Source organism: Nostoc sp., assembly GCF_036917395.1.
GTDB lineage: Bacteria > Cyanobacteriota > Cyanobacteriia > Cyanobacteriales > Nostocaceae > Nostoc.
This window is the reverse complement of record NZ_JBALDI010000081.1, coordinates 1-21,335: the sequence shown is the minus strand read 5'-3', so window position 1 is coordinate 21,335 and position 21,335 is coordinate 1. Positions and strand designations below refer to the sequence as shown.

19 protein-coding genes and 1 tRNA gene are annotated in these 21,335 nt (G+C 41.4%); 9 read left to right on the top strand and 11 right to left on the bottom strand.

What is annotated here, in order from left to right:
• Window positions 1–31 precede the first annotated feature (31 nt).
• The 7 genes from V7K46_RS28655 to V7K46_RS28625 all read right to left on the bottom strand — a co-directional run bounded on the left by V7K46_RS28655 (window position 32) and on the right by V7K46_RS28625 (window position 8,876).
• A complete protein-coding gene (locus tag V7K46_RS28655; protein WP_335119296.1) occupies window positions 32–526 on the bottom strand; it encodes a hypothetical protein in 495 nt (164 codons plus the stop codon).
• A gap of 223 nt (window positions 527–749) precedes the next feature.
• Window positions 750–2,192, bottom strand: a complete 1,443-nt coding sequence (gene gltX / locus V7K46_RS28650; RefSeq protein WP_335119294.1) for a glutamate--tRNA ligase — start codon at window positions 2,190–2,192, stop codon at window positions 750–752.
• A 149-nt stretch (window positions 2,193–2,341) separates the two neighbouring features.
• A tRNA-Asp gene (locus V7K46_RS28645) sits at window positions 2,342–2,415 on the bottom strand.
• 119 nt (window positions 2,416–2,534) lie between these two features.
• Window positions 2,535–4,064: a serine/threonine protein kinase gene (locus tag V7K46_RS28640; protein ID WP_335119397.1), complete on the bottom strand. Its 1,530-nt coding sequence runs from the start codon at window positions 4,062–4,064 to the stop codon at window positions 2,535–2,537.
• A 101-nt stretch (window positions 4,065–4,165) separates the two neighbouring features.
• Complete coding sequence (locus V7K46_RS28635; protein ID WP_335119292.1) at window positions 4,166–5,788, bottom strand: serine/threonine protein kinase; 1,623 nt, start codon at window positions 5,786–5,788, stop codon at window positions 4,166–4,168.
• 296 nt (window positions 5,789–6,084) lie between these two features.
• Window positions 6,085–7,269 carry an esterase-like activity of phytase family protein gene (locus V7K46_RS28630; protein WP_335119290.1) on the bottom strand — a complete coding sequence of 395 codons (1,185 nt, stop codon included), beginning with the start codon at window positions 7,267–7,269 and terminating at the stop codon, window positions 6,085–6,087.
• A 143-nt stretch (window positions 7,270–7,412) separates the two neighbouring features.
• Window positions 7,413–8,876, bottom strand: coding sequence for a TM0106 family RecB-like putative nuclease (locus V7K46_RS28625; RefSeq protein WP_335119288.1), 1,464 nt, complete (start codon window positions 8,874–8,876; stop codon window positions 7,413–7,415).
• Window positions 8,877–9,042: 166 nt separating this feature from the next.
• Between V7K46_RS28625 and V7K46_RS28620 the strand changes: the two genes are divergently transcribed.
• From V7K46_RS28620 to V7K46_RS28580, 9 genes are all read left to right on the top strand, one after another.
• Entirely contained in the window at window positions 9,043–10,233 is a 1,191-nt protein-coding gene (locus V7K46_RS28620; protein WP_335119286.1) for an aminotransferase class V-fold PLP-dependent enzyme, read from the top strand.
• Between the two features lie 86 nt (window positions 10,234–10,319).
• Window positions 10,320–10,844: an ATP-binding protein gene (locus V7K46_RS28615; RefSeq protein ID WP_335119284.1), complete on the top strand. Its 525-nt coding sequence runs from the start codon at window positions 10,320–10,322 to the stop codon at window positions 10,842–10,844.
• 14 nt (window positions 10,845–10,858) lie between these two features.
• A complete protein-coding gene (locus V7K46_RS28610) occupies window positions 10,859–11,941 on the top strand; it encodes a glycosyl transferase (protein WP_335119282.1) in 1,083 nt (360 codons plus the stop codon).
• A gap of 219 nt (window positions 11,942–12,160) precedes the next feature.
• A complete protein-coding gene (locus tag V7K46_RS28605) occupies window positions 12,161–12,574 on the top strand; it encodes a secondary thiamine-phosphate synthase enzyme YjbQ (RefSeq protein ID WP_335119280.1) in 414 nt (137 codons plus the stop codon).
• Between the two features lie 320 nt (window positions 12,575–12,894).
• Window positions 12,895–13,644 (top strand): hypothetical protein, encoded by a 750-nt coding sequence (locus V7K46_RS28600; protein WP_335119278.1) that lies wholly within the window; start codon window positions 12,895–12,897, stop codon window positions 13,642–13,644.
• A gap of 89 nt (window positions 13,645–13,733) precedes the next feature.
• On the top strand, window positions 13,734–14,522 hold the full coding sequence (locus V7K46_RS28595; protein WP_335119276.1) for a Nif3-like dinuclear metal center hexameric protein: 789 nt from the start codon (window positions 13,734–13,736) through the stop codon (window positions 14,520–14,522).
• Window positions 14,523–14,812: 290 nt separating this feature from the next.
• Window positions 14,813–15,022 carry a hypothetical protein gene (locus V7K46_RS28590; protein ID WP_334725977.1) on the top strand — a complete coding sequence of 70 codons (210 nt, stop codon included), beginning with the start codon at window positions 14,813–14,815 and terminating at the stop codon, window positions 15,020–15,022.
• 171 nt (window positions 15,023–15,193) lie between these two features.
• Window positions 15,194–15,391, top strand: a complete 198-nt coding sequence (locus tag V7K46_RS28585) for a hypothetical protein (protein ID WP_335119274.1) — start codon at window positions 15,194–15,196, stop codon at window positions 15,389–15,391.
• A 218-nt stretch (window positions 15,392–15,609) separates the two neighbouring features.
• Window positions 15,610–15,921: a DUF6679 family protein gene (locus V7K46_RS28580; protein ID WP_012408115.1), complete on the top strand. Its 312-nt coding sequence runs from the start codon at window positions 15,610–15,612 to the stop codon at window positions 15,919–15,921.
• Between the two features lie 47 nt (window positions 15,922–15,968).
• On the opposite strand, the gene V7K46_RS28575 is transcribed toward V7K46_RS28580, so the two are convergent.
• The 4 genes from V7K46_RS28575 to V7K46_RS28560 form a co-directional block, all read right to left on the bottom strand.
• Window positions 15,969–17,639, bottom strand: a complete 1,671-nt coding sequence (locus V7K46_RS28575) for an MBL fold metallo-hydrolase (protein WP_335119272.1) — start codon at window positions 17,637–17,639, stop codon at window positions 15,969–15,971.
• Between the two features lie 571 nt (window positions 17,640–18,210).
• Entirely contained in the window at window positions 18,211–18,921 is a 711-nt protein-coding gene (locus tag V7K46_RS28570; protein WP_335119269.1) for a hypothetical protein, read from the bottom strand.
• Between the two features lie 15 nt (window positions 18,922–18,936).
• Window positions 18,937–19,263 (bottom strand): hypothetical protein, encoded by a 327-nt coding sequence (locus V7K46_RS28565; RefSeq protein ID WP_335119266.1) that lies wholly within the window; start codon window positions 19,261–19,263, stop codon window positions 18,937–18,939.
• A gap of 372 nt (window positions 19,264–19,635) precedes the next feature.
• On the bottom strand, window positions 19,636–21,335 hold a 1,700-nt coding region (locus tag V7K46_RS28560), incomplete at its 5' end, for a HEAT repeat domain-containing protein (protein WP_335119264.1).

Sequence of the window (21,335 nt, the reverse complement as noted above, 5' to 3'; positions counted from 1 at the left end):
AGGGTTTTGTGTACCGTTGCCCTCCCTTTACCTACTTAACTTCTGTAATTTGTAGAGTGTAAGGGAGATACTTGCCTTTTTCGTAGGAACCAACCCAAATTTGGTAATTTCCAGCCAACCATTCACCAACAATGCCGGCATTTTTACCGTCAACATCGTCATTACACCAAGTACCACCGGGTCCCTTGATAATCAAGGTGGTGTCCTCAGGACTTTGCACTTGCAGCTTTAGGTAGTCAAATTTACTTGTTAGCACTAATGTGTGGTCTGGTGTTTCATCAACAAATCCGGTACAAGGGCCAGTGGCTGTTTCGCTTCTGGCGGCTACTTGACTCCCAGATATTGAACCACCACTCATCCCGCGAACTGTCAGGGGGTCTGGCGAAAACTGGGGCCCAATGGTGACATCTCCAAATATCGTTGGCGCTTCCTGAGCATCAGTCACAGCATTAACTGTCGATATGATGAATAGCGTAACTATCATGAACGATAATCTCATCCCTCTATTGAGCGCTTTTGTCGGCATTGTAATTACGTTCGCTTCTAAGTGTTTTTGAAGACATGAATTTTACACACCAAGTTCCCAATGTGAGGAGAATTGACTACCTATTTTAGATTTTAAATTGGGGATAATTCATTAGTAATTAGTCAATGATTTCTTGTTCCGATAGTTGCTCTACCTTATGGATAGGGGCACACCTTTGTGCGCCCCTAAAGTCTAAAATATTTCTAAAATCTGGAAGTAATCGCTAATTAGCTTCTGTTATTGCCTTACTTAAGCGCGACTTGTCTAAACCAATCTGATTTAATAGTAACCAAGATTGAATGAGGTCGGGGCCATGAACATCTCCAGTTAAGGCTGCTCTGAGCGATCGCATCACCAAGCCTTTTTTGACTTTTTGCTCTTTCACCACTTGTTTAATAATGTCCTGGGCGGCGGCTTCCGATAGTTGCGGCTGATTTTCTAAAGCTGTGACAATCCCCTCAAGCACAGCAGTAGAACCTTCTTGCTTGAGTTGTGTACTGGCTTCGTCGCTAAATTCAATGTCGCTAAAAAACAGTTGGCTTTGAGCTACTGCATCTACTAAACGAGTCAAGCTTTGGCTAATTAAAGTTACTAGCTGTTCTAACCAGGGACGTTCTCTTCCACCATCAAATTTATACCCAGCCGCTTGCCAATAGGGTATGAGTAAATCTGTAAGTTTATCTACTGGCGTATTGTGGATATACTGACTGTTCAACCAATCGAGTTTTGCCCAGTCAAACTTTGCACCTGCTTTATTTACACGCTCAAAGCCAAATTCTTTGGCTGCTGTTTCTAAGGTAAATATTTCTTGCGTCGAGTCTGGTGGCGACCAACCCAGCAATGTCATGTAATTCACTAAGCCTTCAGCAGTAAAGCCCATTTGCTGAAAGTCAGAAATGGAAGTAACACCATCTCGTTTAGAAAGCTTGCGCCCTTCCAAATTCAAAATCAGCGGCGTGTGGGCAAACTCTGGGATTTTTGCACCCATTGCTTCATACAGTAAAATTTGCTTGGCGGTGTTGGCGATGTGGTCTTCTCCCCGGATGACATGGGTGATTTGCATATCTATGTCATCCACTACAACTGCAAAGTTGTACAGTGGTTGACCGCTACCTTCTTCTGAGGCGCGGGCGATGACCATATCACCACCTAAATCGCTACCTCGCCAAGACATCTTTCCCCTTACTAGGTCATTCCAGACAATTTCCCGCCCATCTTCGATTTTGAAGCGAATCACAGAAGAGCGACCTTCTGCTTCAAATGCGGCGCGTTGTTCTGGCGTGAGGTTACGGTGACGGTTGTCATAGCGAGGAGCTTCGCCTCTAGCTTTCTGAGCTTCTCTTAGCGCCTCTAGTTCTTCGGAAGTGGTGTAGCAGCGATAGGCTAATCCTTGATCTAGCAGTTTTTGTACTGCTTCTTTATAAAGATCCAGGCGTTGGGATTGAAAAAATGGTCCTTCATCCCAGTTAAGTCCTAGCCAGCGCAGTCCTTCAAGAACATTGTCGGTGTATTCGGGACGCGATCGCTCTAGGTCTGTGTCTTCTATTCGCAGTATAAATTTCCCACCGTGGTGGCGGGCAAATAGCCAGTTAAATACAGCCGTTCTAGCTGTACCAATATGTAAATTTCCAGTTGGACTCGGCGCAATTCGGACTCTGACAGTCACAGTTAATTCTCTCTTTCGCAAAGCTTGATAAATGTAGCTTATATTTAAACCCTGAATCCTGAGTCAAGCAAATGCAGGCTTAGGAATTAGTAAATAATAAATGCCCAATTCCTAATATTACTCAAGATTCACTAGTGATAACTTTATAACGGGACTGACGGGGCTCGAACCCGCAACTTCCGCCGTGACAGGGCGGTGCTCTAACCAATTGAACTACAGTCCCTTGTTTGGCAACTTTGCTATTATCGCTATTTATTTTCTAATTGTCAAGTGTTTTGCAGTTAGGAATTATTTTTGCCCCGTCTGCCTAGCGGGCGATCGCTCCTTGGGGGAAATTTTTCGTTAAATAGAACCTGATAATACAACCTGTGGCTCTGATTCTAGATGCTGTAATATCCGGGATTGCATTTGTTTATACTGCTGCTTTAATAGCTGTTTGCTCAATTGGGGTTGAGAAGCGGGTGGTAGACTATGACTCTGTTGCACCCAGGTTTTCAACATTTGCCGCTGAGTTGGCTCGATGCGACTGCTGAGAACGTTGGTGCAGGAATGTGGTGCTTCTAGAGTGAAGAAAATCAAAGGATAGTATTCATTTTCAGCCAGGAAACTTACCACCCTAAGATTTTGAGGATTTTGCATATCTAGGTAGCAGGGTAGCCACTTAGGAGCTAATAATTGCCGATTGTAGAGTATACTCACCCACAACAGCATTGGGTGAGGGGATGTTATGAAGATAAATTGATTATAACGGGTAGAAACCGCATAGTTTTTGATTTCTTGTTTAGGCAACATCAACCATAACGCTGTCATAGCTCCTTGTGCAGTGTCTAAAAGCTGGGGAAAAACAATTTCTTGAATTGGTTTATTTTCAGGCCAGAAAAGTTGCAGACACTTTTGTTCTACTGTGATTGGTAATCCCGAATATAAGGGACAGTTAAGAATGGAACTAGAGGCTGATGTTGTAGATAAACGGGGACTATCGGGCTGTTCTAAACTGTTTAATACTTGCAGAATTTGAGCGATATTTTGTGGGCGATCGCTTGCTTTTTTAGCAAGACAAGCCATGATTAAATTATTTAACTTCTGAGGTAATTTAAGAGTGGGTTTAACATCTGCGATCGCTTTTGGTTCTTCAAACTGATGTGCTTTATACCAAGCACCAAAATAATCAGTTTCTGGTTGCCACGGTTTTTTGCCTGTGAGCATTTCAAACATCATCACACCCAGGCTATAAATATCAGAGCGACTATCTAATTTTTCCCCATCTAGCTGTTCTGGAGAACAGTAGGGTAAAGTGCCATTAAATCCACTGCTTGTACTAGCTGTTGATGCATAATTTAAAAATCTAGCAATCCCGAAATCGAGAATTTTAACTAACTGACCCAATATCGGATCAGGAATAACTAATATATTGGCAGGCTTGATATCTCTATGAACTAATGGACAAATTTTACCATCAATGTTAATACCTTGATGGGCGCACTGTAAGCCCAAACAAATTTGGCGGGAGAGAGTCAAAAACATGGACAAAGGCAGCGGAATTAAATCCTTTAAACTCTTTCCACATAGATATTCCATGACGTAGTATGGTTTTCCTTGCTCATTCACACCATAATCATACGCCCGCACTATATGTAAGCTCTTTTGACTCAAAGCTGCACTCATTAAAGCTTCACGAACAAAGTCTTGTTGCATCTTGGTATCGACAACAGTTTTAGTCAAAAACTTCACAGCAACTGGTGTACCTCCTAACAAAATATCATTTGCTAAGAAAACTTCACCCATGCCACCGCTACCGATTAATTGCTTGAGTTGATAACGATTGGCAAGCAAGCCCGTACTACTTGGAGATGTAAATCGGCTTTGATTCACTTTGTTCACCTCTGCTGCTGAGTCGATTTAAAGTTAGCAGTAGACACATAAGAATATCATTGGGTAATGGTGGTAAGCATTTTCATTTTGATAACAGACTTTCAAGGACGTGATAAAAGTTTAAAAAAAGTCTCCAAGAATTTATTCATCCAATTTTTTAAACCTTCTTTCTCAGTTTTTTGATGAAAAGCTAACTTTTGTAAAATATCTAATTTTAGCTTTTCATAATCTATTTTTAGAAGATTTTTAGCTTCATCAGGCGAAATTAATTCATTTGATTGTTGACTCATATCTAAGCAATCTATAAGTTGCTGGCGCTGATTAGCTGTAAGCTTTAAAGTCGTTACATGAGAGCAACGGTTTGGATCTTCTAGGGCAAAAAATAGTAGATGATAGTAGCCTACTTCTGCTAAACTACGTGCTATATTCTCCCCTTTATTATCTTTCAAATCCAGAAAATAAGGTAGCCACTTAGTCATAGAAGGTTGGGCATTATATAATACTGTTACCCATAATAGCATCGGGTATACATTCATTTTACTAATAAATTCAGTACCATGTATTTTATCCAAATATTTTGTAATCTCTTGTTTGGGCAACATTGACCAAAAAGTTGGTATGAGTCTTTGATGAGTATGTAGTAAATGCGGAAAACCAATTGATGCAATTGGTTTATTTTTAGGCCAAATTTTTTGTAAACAATCTTTTTCTGATAATAAAGTAGCAGGTACTAATTGAACTGGATACGAGAGGTTAAGAATCTCAGTACTTTTGCTAGGAAGAACATCATTAAGCTGAGTATTAACCTTTTCTAAATCTTCTAATATTTGGTTGATATTTTGAGGGCGATCGCTTATTTCTTTCGCTAAACAACTCATCAGTAATTTTTCTAACACCTGTGGTATTTTGACTTGCGGATTCACTTCCTCAACTGTAGGTGGCATTTGAAAGCGATGCGCTTGATACCAAGTACCAAAGGAGTTACTTTTTGTCTGAAATGGATGTTTTCCTGTCAGCATTTCAAACATTAGTACTCCCAAACTGTAAATATCAGAGCGGACATCTAGCAATTTGCGTCCTTCCATATGTTCTGGAGAACAGTAAGGCAAACTGCCAATAAAAGAATCTGTCAGGGTCATCCCACTTCGCTCTGTTAAAAATTTGGCAATACCAAAATCTAGTATTTTAACAATTTCTCCTTGTTTACTATCTTCACTAATGAATATATTTTCTGGTTTAATATCCCTGTGAACAATGGGATAAATCTCTCCCTTGAGGCTGATACCTTGGTGGGCACATTGTAAACCTAAACAAATTTGATTACAAATCTCCAAAAACTTTGATATTGTTAAGGGCTGAATTTTTATAATTTGTTTGAGATTTTTTCCTTGGAGGTATTCCATTACATAAAAGGGAGTCTTATCCTCAGTAACACCATAACTTAAAATACGAACAATATGTTTACTTTTGCGACCCAATTGAGCGCCAATAAAAATCTCTCTGGCAAAGCGTTGGGACATTTGCTGGTTCACCAAACTGAGTGATAAAATTTTCACTGCGATCGGCATACCACCTTTAGCAGTATCTTCTGCTAAATAAACTTTACCCATCCCCCCTTTACCAATTAAATCTATGATTAAATAGCGATTATTTAAAAATTTTCCAATGTAATCATCTAATTCTGCTTTTTGCCCTACCATACTCTCAATTTGATTTTGTGACATAAGAATTATTTATGAAAAACATTGTTGCAAAATACTTTAATAAGTCTAGCTAATTTTTAAATTTAAATCTGAAAAACATCCTAATTTTTAGAATATTAATCCTCTGTTGTAATTATGGTTAATCTTTCTGCAAAACTCCCTAATCATTGTGTAACATATTTATTAATGAATCCGGTTGAGAAATTACACGTAAACTAAAAATAGGCAAGATAAAGTTGCCTAGCAAATTCCGTGAATACACAGGAATAAGCTTCAAACAAGTGAATAGCAGTAAAGGGTGCGATGCCTCTGTACAGTTAACGGTTGAGATTCGGGAGTAAACGGCGCAATAATCTGATTAGTGGTGTTTCAATTTTAATTTTAAAGGCTAGTATCTGGGTGCGTTGCAGGGAGTTGAAATTGTTATCACTGATGAGAATTAATGATTGTTGTCCATCGGGTAGTTTAGGGCCAAGAGTTAAGCCTTCAATGTTATCTAGCAGTACATTTAAGGTTCTTAAATCTAACAGCAATTTTTTCGGAACTGGTTTAATACTCTTGGAATTAATTGCTAAAAGGCTATCAATCTTATGAATATCATCGGCTCCTTCTAAAGAAACCTGAAATAGGAAAATAGCAAATCCTAAACCAGTAAAAGACCGTTCTAAACTTAGGAAGTGTCCTTGATTATCGAGAGCAAGTAAATCAGGTAATCCACTAGCGAATTTGCCAGTCAAATTCAAAAAGGGTGAAACTGGTTCAGTTTGGTAAAGAAATTCCTTTTCTGGCTGGTTGTTGAGCAAGTTGTATTGCAAAATCCGGCAAGGACTACCGATGTTAGGTTTAGCTGCGACACCATCTTGAATTAGAGCATTTTCGGTAGCTGTGAATAGATGCTTTTTATCGGGTGTGATAGTGAGGCTTTCAAAAGCCAAATTGTTACGGATACCTTTTTGACTACTTTTATCTGGCAAAAATTTGTTTGGTATGGAAAGTGTTTTAATTTCTCTGCCAGAAGAGAGCGAGAACTCTTTAATAAAAGGATTAATTAATTTTCCAGCATCGCCTTCAGAAGAAATAAACACAGTTGCTTTATTAGTTAACGCAATACCTTCTGTATCACTTTCACCAGGGCGAAATGTTTGACCATTTTCATTTAATAATGTGGTAACACTGACAGGAAGAACTTTACCTTTTTGTAGCTCACCCTTGCTTAAGTCAATTTTAAGAGTGTAGAAACGGGCGGCAGCTTTTTTTCCTCGGTCATCGGAAATAGCATAATAAAGGTTGTTTTTTGCATCATATGTAATTCCAGAGAAACCTCCCACTTCAGTTTTTTTAAAGATTAAACCTTTTGGTAAAGTGGCTTCCCCGATAAACTCTATGCTACTCACTTCAACAGCATTTGTATATAAATTTATAAATAAAAAAATGATAATTATAATTGCTAGCAATAAATAAATAATTCGTGGGATTGTGAAGATGTTTTTAATCAGCTGCATAGATTTTTTTTGTTAAAGTCTAAAAATTACGAATGAGACATCATGCTGAAGGATGCAACATGTTTTAATGCTGCACATCTGTGCGCCACTACAAATAACATATATTCCAACCAATTGAAAACCTTTAGAAAATACGAAATTACTTAAGCTAGTCGCAAACCGTATTCATCCTGAAAAAAGTTGACAAGCCAATCTTTCACTCTGTGGGTAGCGCGGCAATCATCTTCGTTGTAGCTTTGGATAATTTCTAATAAGGTACGATCGCCTGTTTCTAGCCACTGATCATACCAGTAAATACATTTAGCGCCACTAGCTTCTTTTTCCCGCCACTCAAATCCTAACCAACGAGCGATCGCTTTCAGGGCATAGCTTTCTACAGGCAATGTTACACTTTGGGTTAATTGTTCATACACATCCACAAATCGATTCAGTATAGGACGCACTGAGGCGTAGGGAGTGTTGTAAAGCTTTGCCAACCGTTTGACTGTATCAAACTCGTAGACACAAAAATGATAAATTGGCGCTTCGGGATATTGCCAAACTAAATCCAAAAATTGCTGCCAAACTAATTCTTCGTCTTCTGGTTTTTCTGCTAAAAACGAATAAAACTGTTCTGTATTGGCAAGTCTATCAACGACCAAAACCCCCAAAAGATAATCTAAATCCAAGTCTGGCTGTGCCTCAATATCAAAGTAAAGCTCTATGGGTGCTGTGAATGTAATATCTTTAATTGGTAGCGGGTAGGGTAATATTATGGGTCGTCTTTCCAGTGCAGATTGAGCTTGCACCACTAGCTTGGGCGCTACTTCCCTGTCGAAACCAAGTAGGTTTTCTAAGGTGCTAGGACTGGTGTTGGCGAGAGATTCCAGTGTAGTGATAGCTAGGGCTTGCAGTTGAGTGTAGCGAATGGGTGTTACGCCTGGTAACAGTGAGAGATGTTTTTCAGATTGAGCAACGGCATAACATTGACTATACCAATGGCAAAGATTGCATTTTTGCCGAGAAATAAACACCTCTGGCGGATTCGGTAACTCTAAAACTTGAATAAATTCCTCCAGAATCTGCTGCATCCGTGGTATCCATTTGAAAAGATCCACCGCATAACTTCTGTCATTGGTTCGCCGCAATAAAAGCCAAGCTATTTCTGGTACAACTCCCTGCACTGTTGCCAACACCTGGGCATGAAATGCGGCGACAACTTGATATTCTTGTTTAGGGCGCTTACCCAGTTCAATACCAGCCGGGACGTACATCCAGTCTCCAAAACGGGACTGTCCTGGCTGTTTAACGAGTAAATTTGGACGACTCAGTAAGGTGTATCCTTCAGAATAAGTTGCTAACAGTACTCCTTTATAAATGTAGTCCACCCCACGCTGCATCAATTCTAAAGTTGCCGCCTCTCCCCTTTCCCAGTTTCCGTATGGATAATCTGGTTGGTGATAGGTCAAATGTGCTAGAAAACTCAGCTGATGGGCGCTTTTGTCCTGTTGTAGTTTTCGCAGCAACTCATTGGTATCATCGCGCTGACTTTTGTCACCGTGGATATCTAGAAAAGGCCGGCGTTTACAGCGTTGGTATTGCAGTAGGAGTTCAGCATTAATTAGCATCCTTTTAAGTTAACAAGAATTAGCACACTCTGGGAGTAACTCAGACAATTAATAATGGAGTGGGCGAGACGAGAGAGATCAGGGAGATGAAAAACTAATGACCAATGACTAATAGCTTTTGACTAATCCAAAATCCAAAATCTAAAATCTAAAATCTAAAATTGGTATGACTAGTACTTCTGTCGCACAAACTAGGTTGCATAGCCATCGAGAGCAATTTCCCGCTTTAGCGAATAAGGCTTATTTCAATTATGGGGGACAAGGGCCGATGCCCCAAAGGGCAATGGATGCTATGACCCAAACTCAAGCTCATGTTCAGCACATAGGCCCCTTTGGCAATGAGGCATATCGCTGGATAGCGCCCCAGACTCAAGCCGCAAGAGAAGCGATCGCTTCGGAGTTACATGCACCAAGTCAAACAATTACCCTCACCCAAAATGTCACTGTTGGCTGTAATATCGCCATGTGGGGCATTGAGTGGCGTGCTGGCGACCATATGCTGCTCTCAGACTGCGAACATCCAGGTGTGATTGCCACAGCACAAGAAATCGCGCGGAGATTTGCTGTGGAAGTTACTACCTGTCCTCTAAAAGCGACTTTAAATGAGGGCGACCCCGTAAAAGTTATTATCCAGCACTTACGCCCTAATACTCGTCTTGTGATATTAAGTCATGTTTTCTGGAATACTGGTCAAGTTTTACCTCTTGATAAAATTGCCGAAGTATGCAGAAATAATCATTCTTTACTACTGATAGATGCTGCCCAATCTGCCGGCTTGTTGCCTTTAAATTTGACTGAATTGGGAGTAGATTTTTATGCTTTCACTGGTCACAAATGGCTATGTGGCCCTGCGGGTGCTGGTGGTTTGTATGTTCGACCAGAAGCACGAGAAAGCCTGAAACCTACATTTATTGGCTTGAATGGCATTGTTGTGGATAGCCAATCTCAGCCTGTAGATTGGCTTCCAGATGGGCGACGATACGAAGTGTCTACATTAGCTTATCCGTTGTATGTTGGGTTACGGGAGGCGATCGCAATCCATCAGCAATGGGGAACCTCACAGGAACGTTACGAGCAAATTTGCCATAACAGTGAGTACCTCTGGCAGCAGTTAGTAGCGTTACCCGATGTCAAATGTCTACGAACTTCCCCACCTGAAAGCGGTATAGTCTCTTTTCAACTCACCCAGAATCAGCCCCAAGCTCATTTGAAGTTGGTGCAATTTTTAGACTCACAAAGGATATTAACTCGGACAATTGCTGACCCTAGCTGTATACGCACTAGTGTTCATTACTTTACTTTAGAATCGGAAATTGACCAATTGATTGAGGCAATTCAAAGTTTTTGTAAAATGTAGGATCAGTAGGGTGTGTTGTAACGCACTTTTACTAGTGCGTTATGGTATCTCAAGCTAAGATGCTGTACTTAACTCTGCTGAACTAAATGAAAACCCTTTATTTACTTTGTGGCTTGGCGTTTTCTGGTAAAAGTACCTTGGCTAAAGCAATAGTCGATTACCTAAACTATGCATATGTAAGTCTGGATGATATCAATAAAGAGCGAGGACTTGGTTTTGGTGGAGATGGTATTCCCGTTGAAGAGTGGGAAAATACTCACCAGATCGCAATTGGGATTTTGGATAATTTAATGCAGCTAGAACAAGATATCATTCTCGATGATACAAACTGTTTTCGTTGGTTGCGTGACAGATTTAGAGAGGTCGCCAAACGACATGATTATAAAAGCAAAGTAATTTACCTCAATGTTCCGCTAGAGGAAATTTACATAAGAATGCAAATGAATGAACAGACTAAAAAACGCCAAGGAATCAAAAAGGAGATTTTTGCAGAACTAATACAAAATTTTCAGCCTCCTGAAGTAGATGAAAATATTTTGCTATTCAATAATGAATCCACTATCAAAGATTGGCTAGAGACTCAATTACATTCTACATTTAATAATTTATAACTCCTAACTATAAAATGGAACGCCCAATCTTATACATAGCCATAACTAACCACGGTTTTGGTCATGCTACCCGCACGGCTTCTGTAGCTGCGACAATTCAAAAGTTATGTCCAGAAGTTCTGCTAATTATGGTGAGTACTGCCCCCCGCTGGTTGCTAGAGTGCTATATAGAAGGTGATTTTATCTATCGTCCCCGTGCATTTGATTTGGGTGTGGTGCAAACTGATAGTTTGACAATGGATAAAGTAGCGACTTTAGAAAAGTTGCTCGATATTAAGAAGCATCAAAATTCGCTGATTGCCTCAGAAGTCAATTTTATCCGCCAAAATCGTGTTAATCTCATCTTGGCAGATATTTCCTTCCTGGCTCCTGGGTTTGCCAAAGCTGCAAATATTCCCTGCTGGATGATGAGTAACTTTGGTTGGGACTTGATCTACCGAGATTGGGGGGGTGAATTTACCGCAGTTGCCGATTGGATTAGTGATTGGTACTCAAAGTGCGATCGCCTGTTTCGTCTACCCTTCCATGAACCGATGCAGGCTTGTAACAATATCACAGATGTCGGCTTAACAGGCGGTTCCCCCCGTTACTCTGCTGATGATTTACGTTCTCTTTGGGGAATAACTACACCAGTTGAAAAAACTATTTTGTTGACCTTTGGCGGTTTGGGTTTACAGCAAATCCCCTATGATAACCTGCGGCGATTTTCAGATTGGCAATTCATCGTATTTGATCAATCTGCCCCTGATTTACCTAATTTAGTGAAAATTGATGACCGCAAATACCGCCCTGTAGATTTTATGCCTATTTGTGGACGAGTCGTTTCTAAACCTGGTTACAGTACTTTTTCCGAAGCCACAATACTACAAGTGCCTATTATTACTATACCACGTGAAGATTTTGCTGAAGCGAATTTTATACTAGAAGGCATAATTAATTATAACCAGCACCAAATCATCACCCCTTCTGAGTTTTTTCAAGGAACTTGGGATTTTCTGCGTGAGTTACCCCAACCACCAAAGCAATCTCAACCAATTGCCAAGGATGGTAATGAAGCGATCGCTCATGCTATTGTCAACTATTTTCGCAGTAATTAAACTTGACTTAACTGATAGCCTCTCATCGGCTACTAGCTATCTGCTGAGAAGGTTATAGCTGTTTTCAATTACGTAAAATACAGTAGGGACGCGCAGATGTGCGCCCGAAGCGCGTATTGCATCCAAACGAAAACCGCTATAAACTTTATTTATATGGTGAGGCAAATCATCCAAACTAAAAAATCAACGGTTATTAGTCAATAATCAATCAAATTACAGATGACTCACTACCAAAAGTTACTAAAAATTTCCACCACGGGCAAATCTTTTTCTAACATCACCGCGAAAATTGAAGCTATAGTTGCAGAGTCGGGAGTGGAAACTGGTCTTTGTACTCTATTTTTGCGCCACACTTCAGCCAGTTTAGTGATTCAAGAAAATGCTGATCCCGATGTCCTTATAGATTTAGCTAATTTTATGGCAAAACTCGTGCCAGAATCAGGCAAATACATCCACGATGCAGAAGGCCCTGATGATATGCCGGCACATATTCGTACCGCACTTACCCATACTTCTGAACATATCCCTATTAATCGCGGTCATTTGGTGCTAGGAACTTGGCAGGGAATTTATATTTGGGAACATCGCCAGCGCAGTCATTCGAGGGAATTAGTTATCCACATTTCTGGATAGTAAATTCTCAAATTTAATTCATTTAAGGTGTGACTTTGTAGAGTTGAAACGCCCTATTTATACTGTGTAACTTGTGGAAAAAATCTCGTCAACTTCGCGGTCATATGCATTAAACAAATTTCGCTGCGTAGGCGTAGCCCGTCGTAGACATCGCTTTTTTACAAAAATTAGTGATGTAAAATTGACTAGATACATACTAAATAATTTATGTAAATTTGTAAATTTAAAAGTTAAGTTTATTTGTAATTATTCAATAATCTATTTTCAGACTATAAACTAATATTATTTTAGTGTAAGCTGTCTGGGCTATTTCAATTACTATGAAGCAAGAACTGACACCAACTCATACCTTCCAATTTCTTGATGAAATCCTTGCCCAGCAGTCTGTTAATATGTTATCACTTAATCCCCAAAAGAGATTAATTACCAGTTTTGCAGAATTGGGAAATTTTATTACTGAAGAAAACACTGACATTCAATTTATTACAACCCTTCAGGAAACTCTCGAATCTATAGTCTGCACTCAGTTGCAAAATTTTCCAGGAAACATCTTCTGGGATTTTGATTTTTTGGTAAGTAGTATGCTTAGACAGGCTTTAGTAGCAGATGAGGGTGCTATTCCTTTTTTAAAAGTTTTTGGCAAAAAAATGGTTTTACTGATAGAGATGTTCGGAAATAAAACGCAAATGCGCTTCCGTTACGTTCACGATTTTATGTATGGATTTGATTGGGCAAGATGGGTACAAAAAGAACCACAAAATCGGGCACATATAGAGCCTTTTAGTCTGGTTTTTTTGGATTATTTGCTCGTCAAAGGCAAGGAACTTTTACAACGTATTAATCACGGTCAGATCACATCTTATAAACTATGTGAAACAGGTTATCGCAATCCCTTCACATTTTCTCGTGAACCAGAAGATGAATACCGTCTGCTAACTTATCTTGCTGAAGAACAACTTATTCCAGTGGCAGTGTGGAACTGGAACGCTAGCCCAGTATGGAATAAACCTTTTCAAGAAATGCGCCAGCAATTAGCATTAAAATTAAGTATTCTACCACAGAGACACTGATCAAAAATTCAAAAATCAAAAATGTAACCCTTTACAAGGCAAGTATCTAGCTACTTGCTGCATACAAAATAATTGGCTGGAAAAATAGGATGAAAATTGGTGATTTAATTACTTGGTTTGAAGCATGGGCAAATCCTGCTTGGTGTGAAAGCTGGGATAATTGTGGCTGGCAGATTGAACCAGGAGTTTTGCACGAAAAAACACGGGTTTTGGTGTGTTTGACACCGACTTTGGCAGTAATGCAGGAAGCGATCGCTCTTAATGCTAATCTGATATTTGCCCATCATCCCTTGATTTTTACTCCTCCCAAGTCATTACGCAGTGGTGAAGCGATCGCAGAAATGATCCGGTTAGCTTTTACCCACAATATTGGTATTTACACTGCTCACACGAATTTTGACCAAGTACAGGATGGTACTGCTGACGTTTTAGCTCAGATTTTAGAGCTAAAGGAAGTTACTCCCATAGTACCTACACAAGCAGGGTTAGGATATGGTCGTGTTGGTTGGCTAGAACCATTTTTGACATTACAGGAATTACTCGCAGCAATTCAAACCCGACTTGCTTCCCCTCATTTGATTTTTTCCCCAACTGCTGATTTACAGCAAACAATTTCACGAGTTGCCGTTTTGGGTGGTTCAGGGGCTAGTTACATTTCATCTGTCGTTAAAACTGGTGCTCAAGCTTATCTGACTTCTGATTGTAAGTTTCATCAGTTTCAAGAAAGCCGTGAGCGCAATCTAATTTTAATCGATGCTGGACATTATGCTACTGAACGTCCTGCTTGCGATCGCTTGGTGCAAAAATTCCAGTCCTTAAATCTAGACTGGGTGAAATTGAGTCAAAAGGATGAGGATTTCCGCCAGTTTTTTGCTTGATTGCTTATGTTTCACTATATTTTTTGGATACTTGCCTAAAAGTTTTTTTATATTTTAATATTGTCAAACCATCCGGCTGATCAACATCAATACTGAATAAATTGTATTAAATACTTTAAGTATACTACTAGTACTCCCATCGCAAACTCTTATCATAACCCATTATTGTGATGCATATCACTAATTATATGTAACTATAATCACATGATTTTCATGTTCCATATCAACTAGTAGCAGCGGGAAATGTTCCACACTTGAAGTAACAAATTGTTTACTTTGCCCTAACCAAGATGATTCGCACAATCGTTGAATCTGCTTTCCAAACTGGATATCTTAGTGTTGAATCTGAGGGTTTACTCCATCAAGTAGTGGCTACTAAATGCTATCAGTCAGAAGATTTACCAGCCCTTGCAGCCCTATACAATGCAGTTCGCGCAGGTAAAATTAAACGAGAAGCGTCCTCGTCGAACAAGCTTATGGAATTATCCCCTACCATATAAATCTCCCTGCTCCTCCAAAAGAAGCACAGGAACAGAGGGAAGCTGCCTGATGCACTCCCCACTATCTTGGCTTTTCTTTAGCCATGATCAGGCAAAAATCTTAAAACTCTTTAGGTGTTGTTGTTGAAAATTACCAAGGTCAGCAAGAGAATGAGTTAAGATCAGATACACATGGGTAAAAGTAAAGCCAAGTCCCCGGACTTCCCAGTAATGCCAATGACTAAAAGTAGGCAAATTAAACAACCGCAATCAACGATTATTTTGGAGTATCGTTTATTACATAATGGTAATAATGACTCACCAGCATATATGAATCTGGTTAGGGCAGATCCCGAATTGTTTGACTTCTATGAAGCAGACATTCCTTAGAACGAGCCGGAGGAGATTGAGTTCATTGCTAGAGCAAACACTGATTTATGACCCAAAATTTCCCAATATTTTGACAACTACAAGCAAGTATTGGGATTGGTTTATAAAGCGTACTTGTTCTGAACGGTGAAATTAACCTCTTAAAGGTGTAATGTAATGGGGTAGAACCCAGATTTTGAAAGGTTTAACTACGTTGTTTAAAAAGGCAGAAACAGTACATGCTACACCGCAAGATTTATCAACTGTGTTGCGATGGGCGCGAGGTATGTGTTTTCTTGCGGGACCAGCAACGCTGGATTGAACGCGCCCGCATCATAGACATAGAGGGAGATTTAGTGACCCTACGCTATGAAACAGAAGAAGAGGACGAAGTTTGTTCTTGGGAAGAAATGGTTCGCCTTGAGAGCATTGGTGCTGTAACGCAAAAATTAGCTTCAGTGCCACGCGGGAATGTGGAACCTCTGATGACTGAAGACTGTCCCGAAGCAGAGCGCATCCACAACCGTTACACTGACTCGAATCCAGAATAATCAGTGCTGAGTGCTGAGGGCTGAGTTAATAAATCCTAACTCAGTCCTCAAGACTCAGGATTAGATAAACCTTCAAAAGCAGGACAGTAACCTTCTAGAGTTACCTTAAAGTTATATAACGGGGAAGCTGGGTTCCAACACCGTTGCCCCCTTTGATGTCGGCAAGTACCGCAACAGTCTACATCTGTCCATGTATAGCGATCGCTATTTTGGTTGAGCAGTTCTCGTTGAGACAATCCCCTTAAGACTAGTTCTTCCCCTTGCCAACGAGCTTCGATTAAGCCAGTATCGGCAAATTGCCGCCAACGAGGATCGGTAGTAATCACATTAGGTAGGGTAATTGTGATTATTGTTCCCAACTCTGTGAGTTCGCCTTCGTAGTTAGTTTCTGGTGCTGCCGGTTGTAAAAATGTATCACCGATAGGCAGTTCTACTAAAGTCTCAGCAGCCGGAGAATGTATATGGTAGCGGTTTTGCAACTCCTCTAAGCTAGTCAGGTCTGCCAAGTAGGCAGGAGAACCGTGGACAAAAATGACGTGCTGGGGTCGCAAATTATGAATTAGCTGCGTAGTACCAGGGCCATCACTATGTTGAGCCAGGAGATAGCTTTCGACAGTGGTGGGTGCTAAATATTCTTTGTTAACTCTTATATCAATTTTTTCTGGTAAAAGGATCAGCCAAGGGCCAGTATCTAATTGGCAGTGTTTACCCAAATCAGTTGTGGAGTCAGTGAGGACAATACAAGGTGATTTGCCGACAAAAGCACGATGTTCTGGCTGCAAACGACGCACGCGGGGACGTACCCGTTCATCCCAAAATAAGGGTTGATGACGGGCGAAGTTTTGTACGGATGGGGGAAGGTGGGCTAGCAGTTCTAGGTAGGCATCACACCCAGTGGCGACAGCACCATCTACCCAAATATCTAAATCTCGTCCGGTGAAGTGGTGATGAGAGCGTAGGAGCATTAATAATTCTTGACCCAATCCTAAAGCCGGGGTGGGAAGGATTACAGAACAATTGTCAGCGATCGCTCGATTAATTCGCTCTGCTAGTTGATTTTCTTGGTTGCGGCGGTGAGGATGGCGGGATGTACCGTAACTGCCTTCAATGATTAGCACATCCAAATCTAAGCCCCGCAGTTCCTCTAAGCGTAAACCTTCTACCAGGCGGGAGTTTGATAAGAAAAAGTCCCCTGTATAGAGTAGCTTGTAAGTACGCTGCTTAGTGGTGTAAGTGAGCAGAATTGCCACTGCCCCTGGTAGATGCCCTGCGGGAAATAATTCTGCTACCAGACCATCTTGGAATTCCACAGGCGATCGCAACGGCAAGGCATGACAAAATTGGGAAATCTCCTCAGGATCTTGGTCTAGCCAATTCAGCGGCAGTAACTTGCTGGTTACTTCGCTACCATAAATCGGTAACTTTGGAAAAGTTTTATGCAATGCCAGTAAGCCTCTGGCGTGATCTGGGTGGGCGTGACTAATCAAAACTAAATCTGCTGGTAGGGGCGAACTAGCTCCCCGTCCCGACTTAGTAAGCCCCTTAGCTAGCGATGAAATATCCTCCAAACCACAGTCCAACAGGATGCGGTGTGGCCCCATCTTCACCAATAAACACATGCCCTCATCGTCATGCTGGACACTATAGGGCAAACATTCTAATTCACTACCTGCTTCCCCAGCATCTACGTGAGAGGATGCCGACAGATTATCCCTCATGCTCTCCTCCCCTCAAACCTGATCATCATAGACATATCCCAAAATCCAAAAATTACACAAATTTTGGTTTTGTGACTTAGGGGTAAGTTTTATTGTGCGCCCCTACACCCTGAGAATACAGATTTTTGATTGGGGAGGACGCCTCCACCGAACCCGCACTGGTTCGGAAAGGTGGATTAACGAAAAGCAAACAAACTAAAAGCTCAAGAATGCCTTTTGTTTATTTTCCCTTTGCAAATTCTGAGCGCTCTTAGCCAACTCATCCTATGAAAAGTCGCCCAAACGTTTACAGATTTATCTCAATGTGCGGAGCCATTGCCGTGATAGTTATCTGAATCATAGAATCCATTTTTCGTGCCGAAAAATAAGCACGAGAGCGTAAATATAACTGTTAATCCGGCTAGAATCAGCTTTACATCCATTTGTTTGCTGCCCTTTACTTAAAGACTTTCCTATATTAATTTAGTGCTTCCGCAATCAAATGCAATCACTAGAAAATCTTCACTATGCTTATATGGATTGGGCAATAGGTAAATTTACCGCAATCAGTCAGATTGTAGAACTTTTCGGTTCACCTGTCTATCCATCTAGATGTGAAGCAACGCAATAACCGCACAAAGGTATTACTCACCGTATTGTCTTTCGTGTCGGCGGCGTATTGAATCAATTCTTCCCGCAGTTTTTTGGCTGCATCTATCTCAAGTAAGGTTGTTAGCAAGAAATAAACACCACGAAATCGCGGATCGCCCATTCTATCAATTAATAGCCCTTCGGCTGCATCAGTTTCGCCGAGAAAGTTTTGCACCAAGAAGAAATCCATGATTTTATCGTGGCGGAAGTACCATTCTTTCTTGGCTTCGCCTTTTTCACCTTCCCACTGACGGCTGACTACCATTTTGTATTTTTCATCTGACAAAGACATGACAACTTGGTGAAATTCATCTGCGGGTAGGGCTTGTTTGTCTTCGAGTCGCATTTGGTAAACGGCGGCGGAAAATTTCTTTAAGGGAAATTCTTGATTCCATTCTTTGAGGTATTCTGCCGCCATTAAATTGTATTGCTGTTCTTGCAGGCGAAACAAGTTAGGATATTTGCCTTGTGATAACATCAGCGCTACCACTGTTAAATCCATTGGATTGGAAAGAGTTCGTTGGGCAGCGTTTAACTCTTCTTTGACTTGCTGGTTATTCAGGACTTCTGTTAAATAATTGGTGCAGGCTTTGGCGTAATCGTCGCCTTGAACTTTGGCATCTTTGGGGAGTCGCGGCTGACGGGATATCAAAAACTCTTGAATTTGTTATTGCTCAAGGGGTTGCAAGTAGTATGTTTTTGCTGTTGAGGGCGGTATCCACTCTAGGGGTTGGGTAGTCATTATAATGTTGCCCCGGAAATAGCTTTCGACAAACTGGCAGATTTTTGCTTGTGTATCGGCGGTGACTTCGTTGAGTCCGTCGATGCAGATGTCAATCGCACCACTGTAAATCAGGTTTTTTAGGAAGTCGGCATCTTTGGCTTGGCCGTGTAGCTTGTCTTGAATTGCCTCAATGACGCCTTTATGACATTTCTGGGCGGGGAGATAAACGACTATGCGCTTTTGATTTTTCAACAGATGCCGGAGAAACATTGACTTGCCTAAGCCGGAATCACCTTCTAAGATAATTTGTCCTTGAATACTGGGTAGGGCTGCGGTAATTGGCAGGATGTCTCCTGAGGTGGGAACTTTGACTTGAGATTCTGGGAAGTATGATTGGTCATAAAAATTATCTAAGCCGGCATCGGCTAATAGGGAAGATTTGAATGGTTCAAATAATTTGCGCCGGAAGAAAGGAACCCAGGTGAGGAGAAAGCCGACATAGCCGACACCGAGAATCCGGCGTACCCAAGGGTTGTAGAAGAAGATGGCTTGGACTTGGGGAAATTTTGGGTAGGCAAAGATCAGGGCAAGCCAAAAGGTAGCATGAATATAAATGGTGATTTTGGCTTTGAAAAACCACTGTCAATATTCCAGATGATTAATTACTGACTGTAGTGCTTCAGCCTGAGTGGAGTTAACTTTTTTGAGGTTACTGTAATGAGTGTTCAGTAAGTTAAGATCCTGGGCTTTCCAAATAATTTGTTTTTTAGCAGCAACTTCAGAAATTTGTTGTGCTAGTTCTGTTCGCAGTTCTGGCAGAGAATCACAATCTATCCAGGCTTTCTCGAAAACTTGCATTGCTTCCACTCCCTGCTTATAGCTCGGTTTCTCTGGTCGTATTTTAGGCTTACCAACCCATTGCATAAGAGTTTCTAATTCTGGTTTACCAGCTGCCAAAAAATGAGCTAAAAATCTGAGTTGACCAATCTCAGAGGGATAATAGTGAACTGAATTGAGAATTTGCACAACAACTGGCAAATCTTGTTGCCCTAGTTTTATGAGTACCTGTGCTGCTAGTCTACGGAGATAAGAGTCAGAATCTTTGAGCAGCAGGGCAAGTTGTGGAGCTTGTTCCTTAGCTTGCATCTCCCCTAGTACCTCTGCTGCTACATGACGGAGATAAGAGTCAGAATCTTTGAGCAGCAGGGCAACTTGTGGAGCTTGTTCCTTGGCTTGCATCTGCCCTAGTGCCCATGCTGCTGCTCTACGGACTTTTATGTCAGAATCTTTGAGCAGCAGGGCAACTTGTGGAGCTTGTTCCTTGGCTTGCATCCGCCCTAGTACCTGTGCTGCTGCAAAACGGACATCAGAGTCAGAATCTTTGAGCAGCAGGGCAAGTTGTGGAATTACTTCCTTGGCTTGCATCTGCCTTAGTACCTCTGCTGCTGCAAAACGGACATCAGAGTCAGAATCTTTGAGCAGCAGGGCAACTTGTGGAGCTTGTTCCTTGGCTTGCATGTGCCCTAGTGCCTGTGCTGCTGCTTTACGGACATCAGAGTCAGAATCTTTGAGCAGCAGGGCAACTTGTGGAACTACTTCCTTGGCTTGCATCTGCTCTAGTGCCTGTGCTGCTAGAAAACGGACTATTTCGTCAGAATCTTTGAGCAGCAGGGCAACTTGTGGAACTACTTCCTTGGCTTGCATCTGCCCTAGTATCTGTGCTGCTGCTCCACGGATATCAGAGTCAGAATCTTTGAGCAGCAGGGCAACTTGTGGAACTACTTCCTTGGCTTGCATCTGCCCTAGTGCCTGTACTGCTGCATAACGGATATCAGAGTCAGAATCTTTGAGCAGCAGGGCAACTTGTGGAACTACTTCTTTAGCTTGCATCTGCCCTAGTGCCTGTGCTGCTAGTCTACGGACTCTTATGTCAGAATCTTTGAGCAGCAGGGCAACTTGTGGAGCTTGTTCCTTAGCTTGCATCTGCCCTAGTGCCTTTGCTGCTACTCCACGGACACCAGAGTCAGAATCTTTGAGCAGCAGGGCAACTTGTGGAGCTTGTTCCTTAGCTTGCATCTGCCATAGTGCTGCTGCTGCTGCTTTACGGACACGAAAGTCAGAATCTTTGAGTAGCAGGGCAACTTGTGGAACTACTTCCTTGGCTTGCATCTGCCCTAGTACCTCTGCTGCTGCAAAACGGACACCAGAGTCAGAATCTTTGAGCAGCAGGGCAACTTGTGGAACTACTTCCTTGGCTTGCATCTGCCCTAGTACCTCTGCTGCTGCAAGACGGACACCAATGTCAGAATCTTTGAGCAGCAGGGCAACTTGTGGAGCTTGTT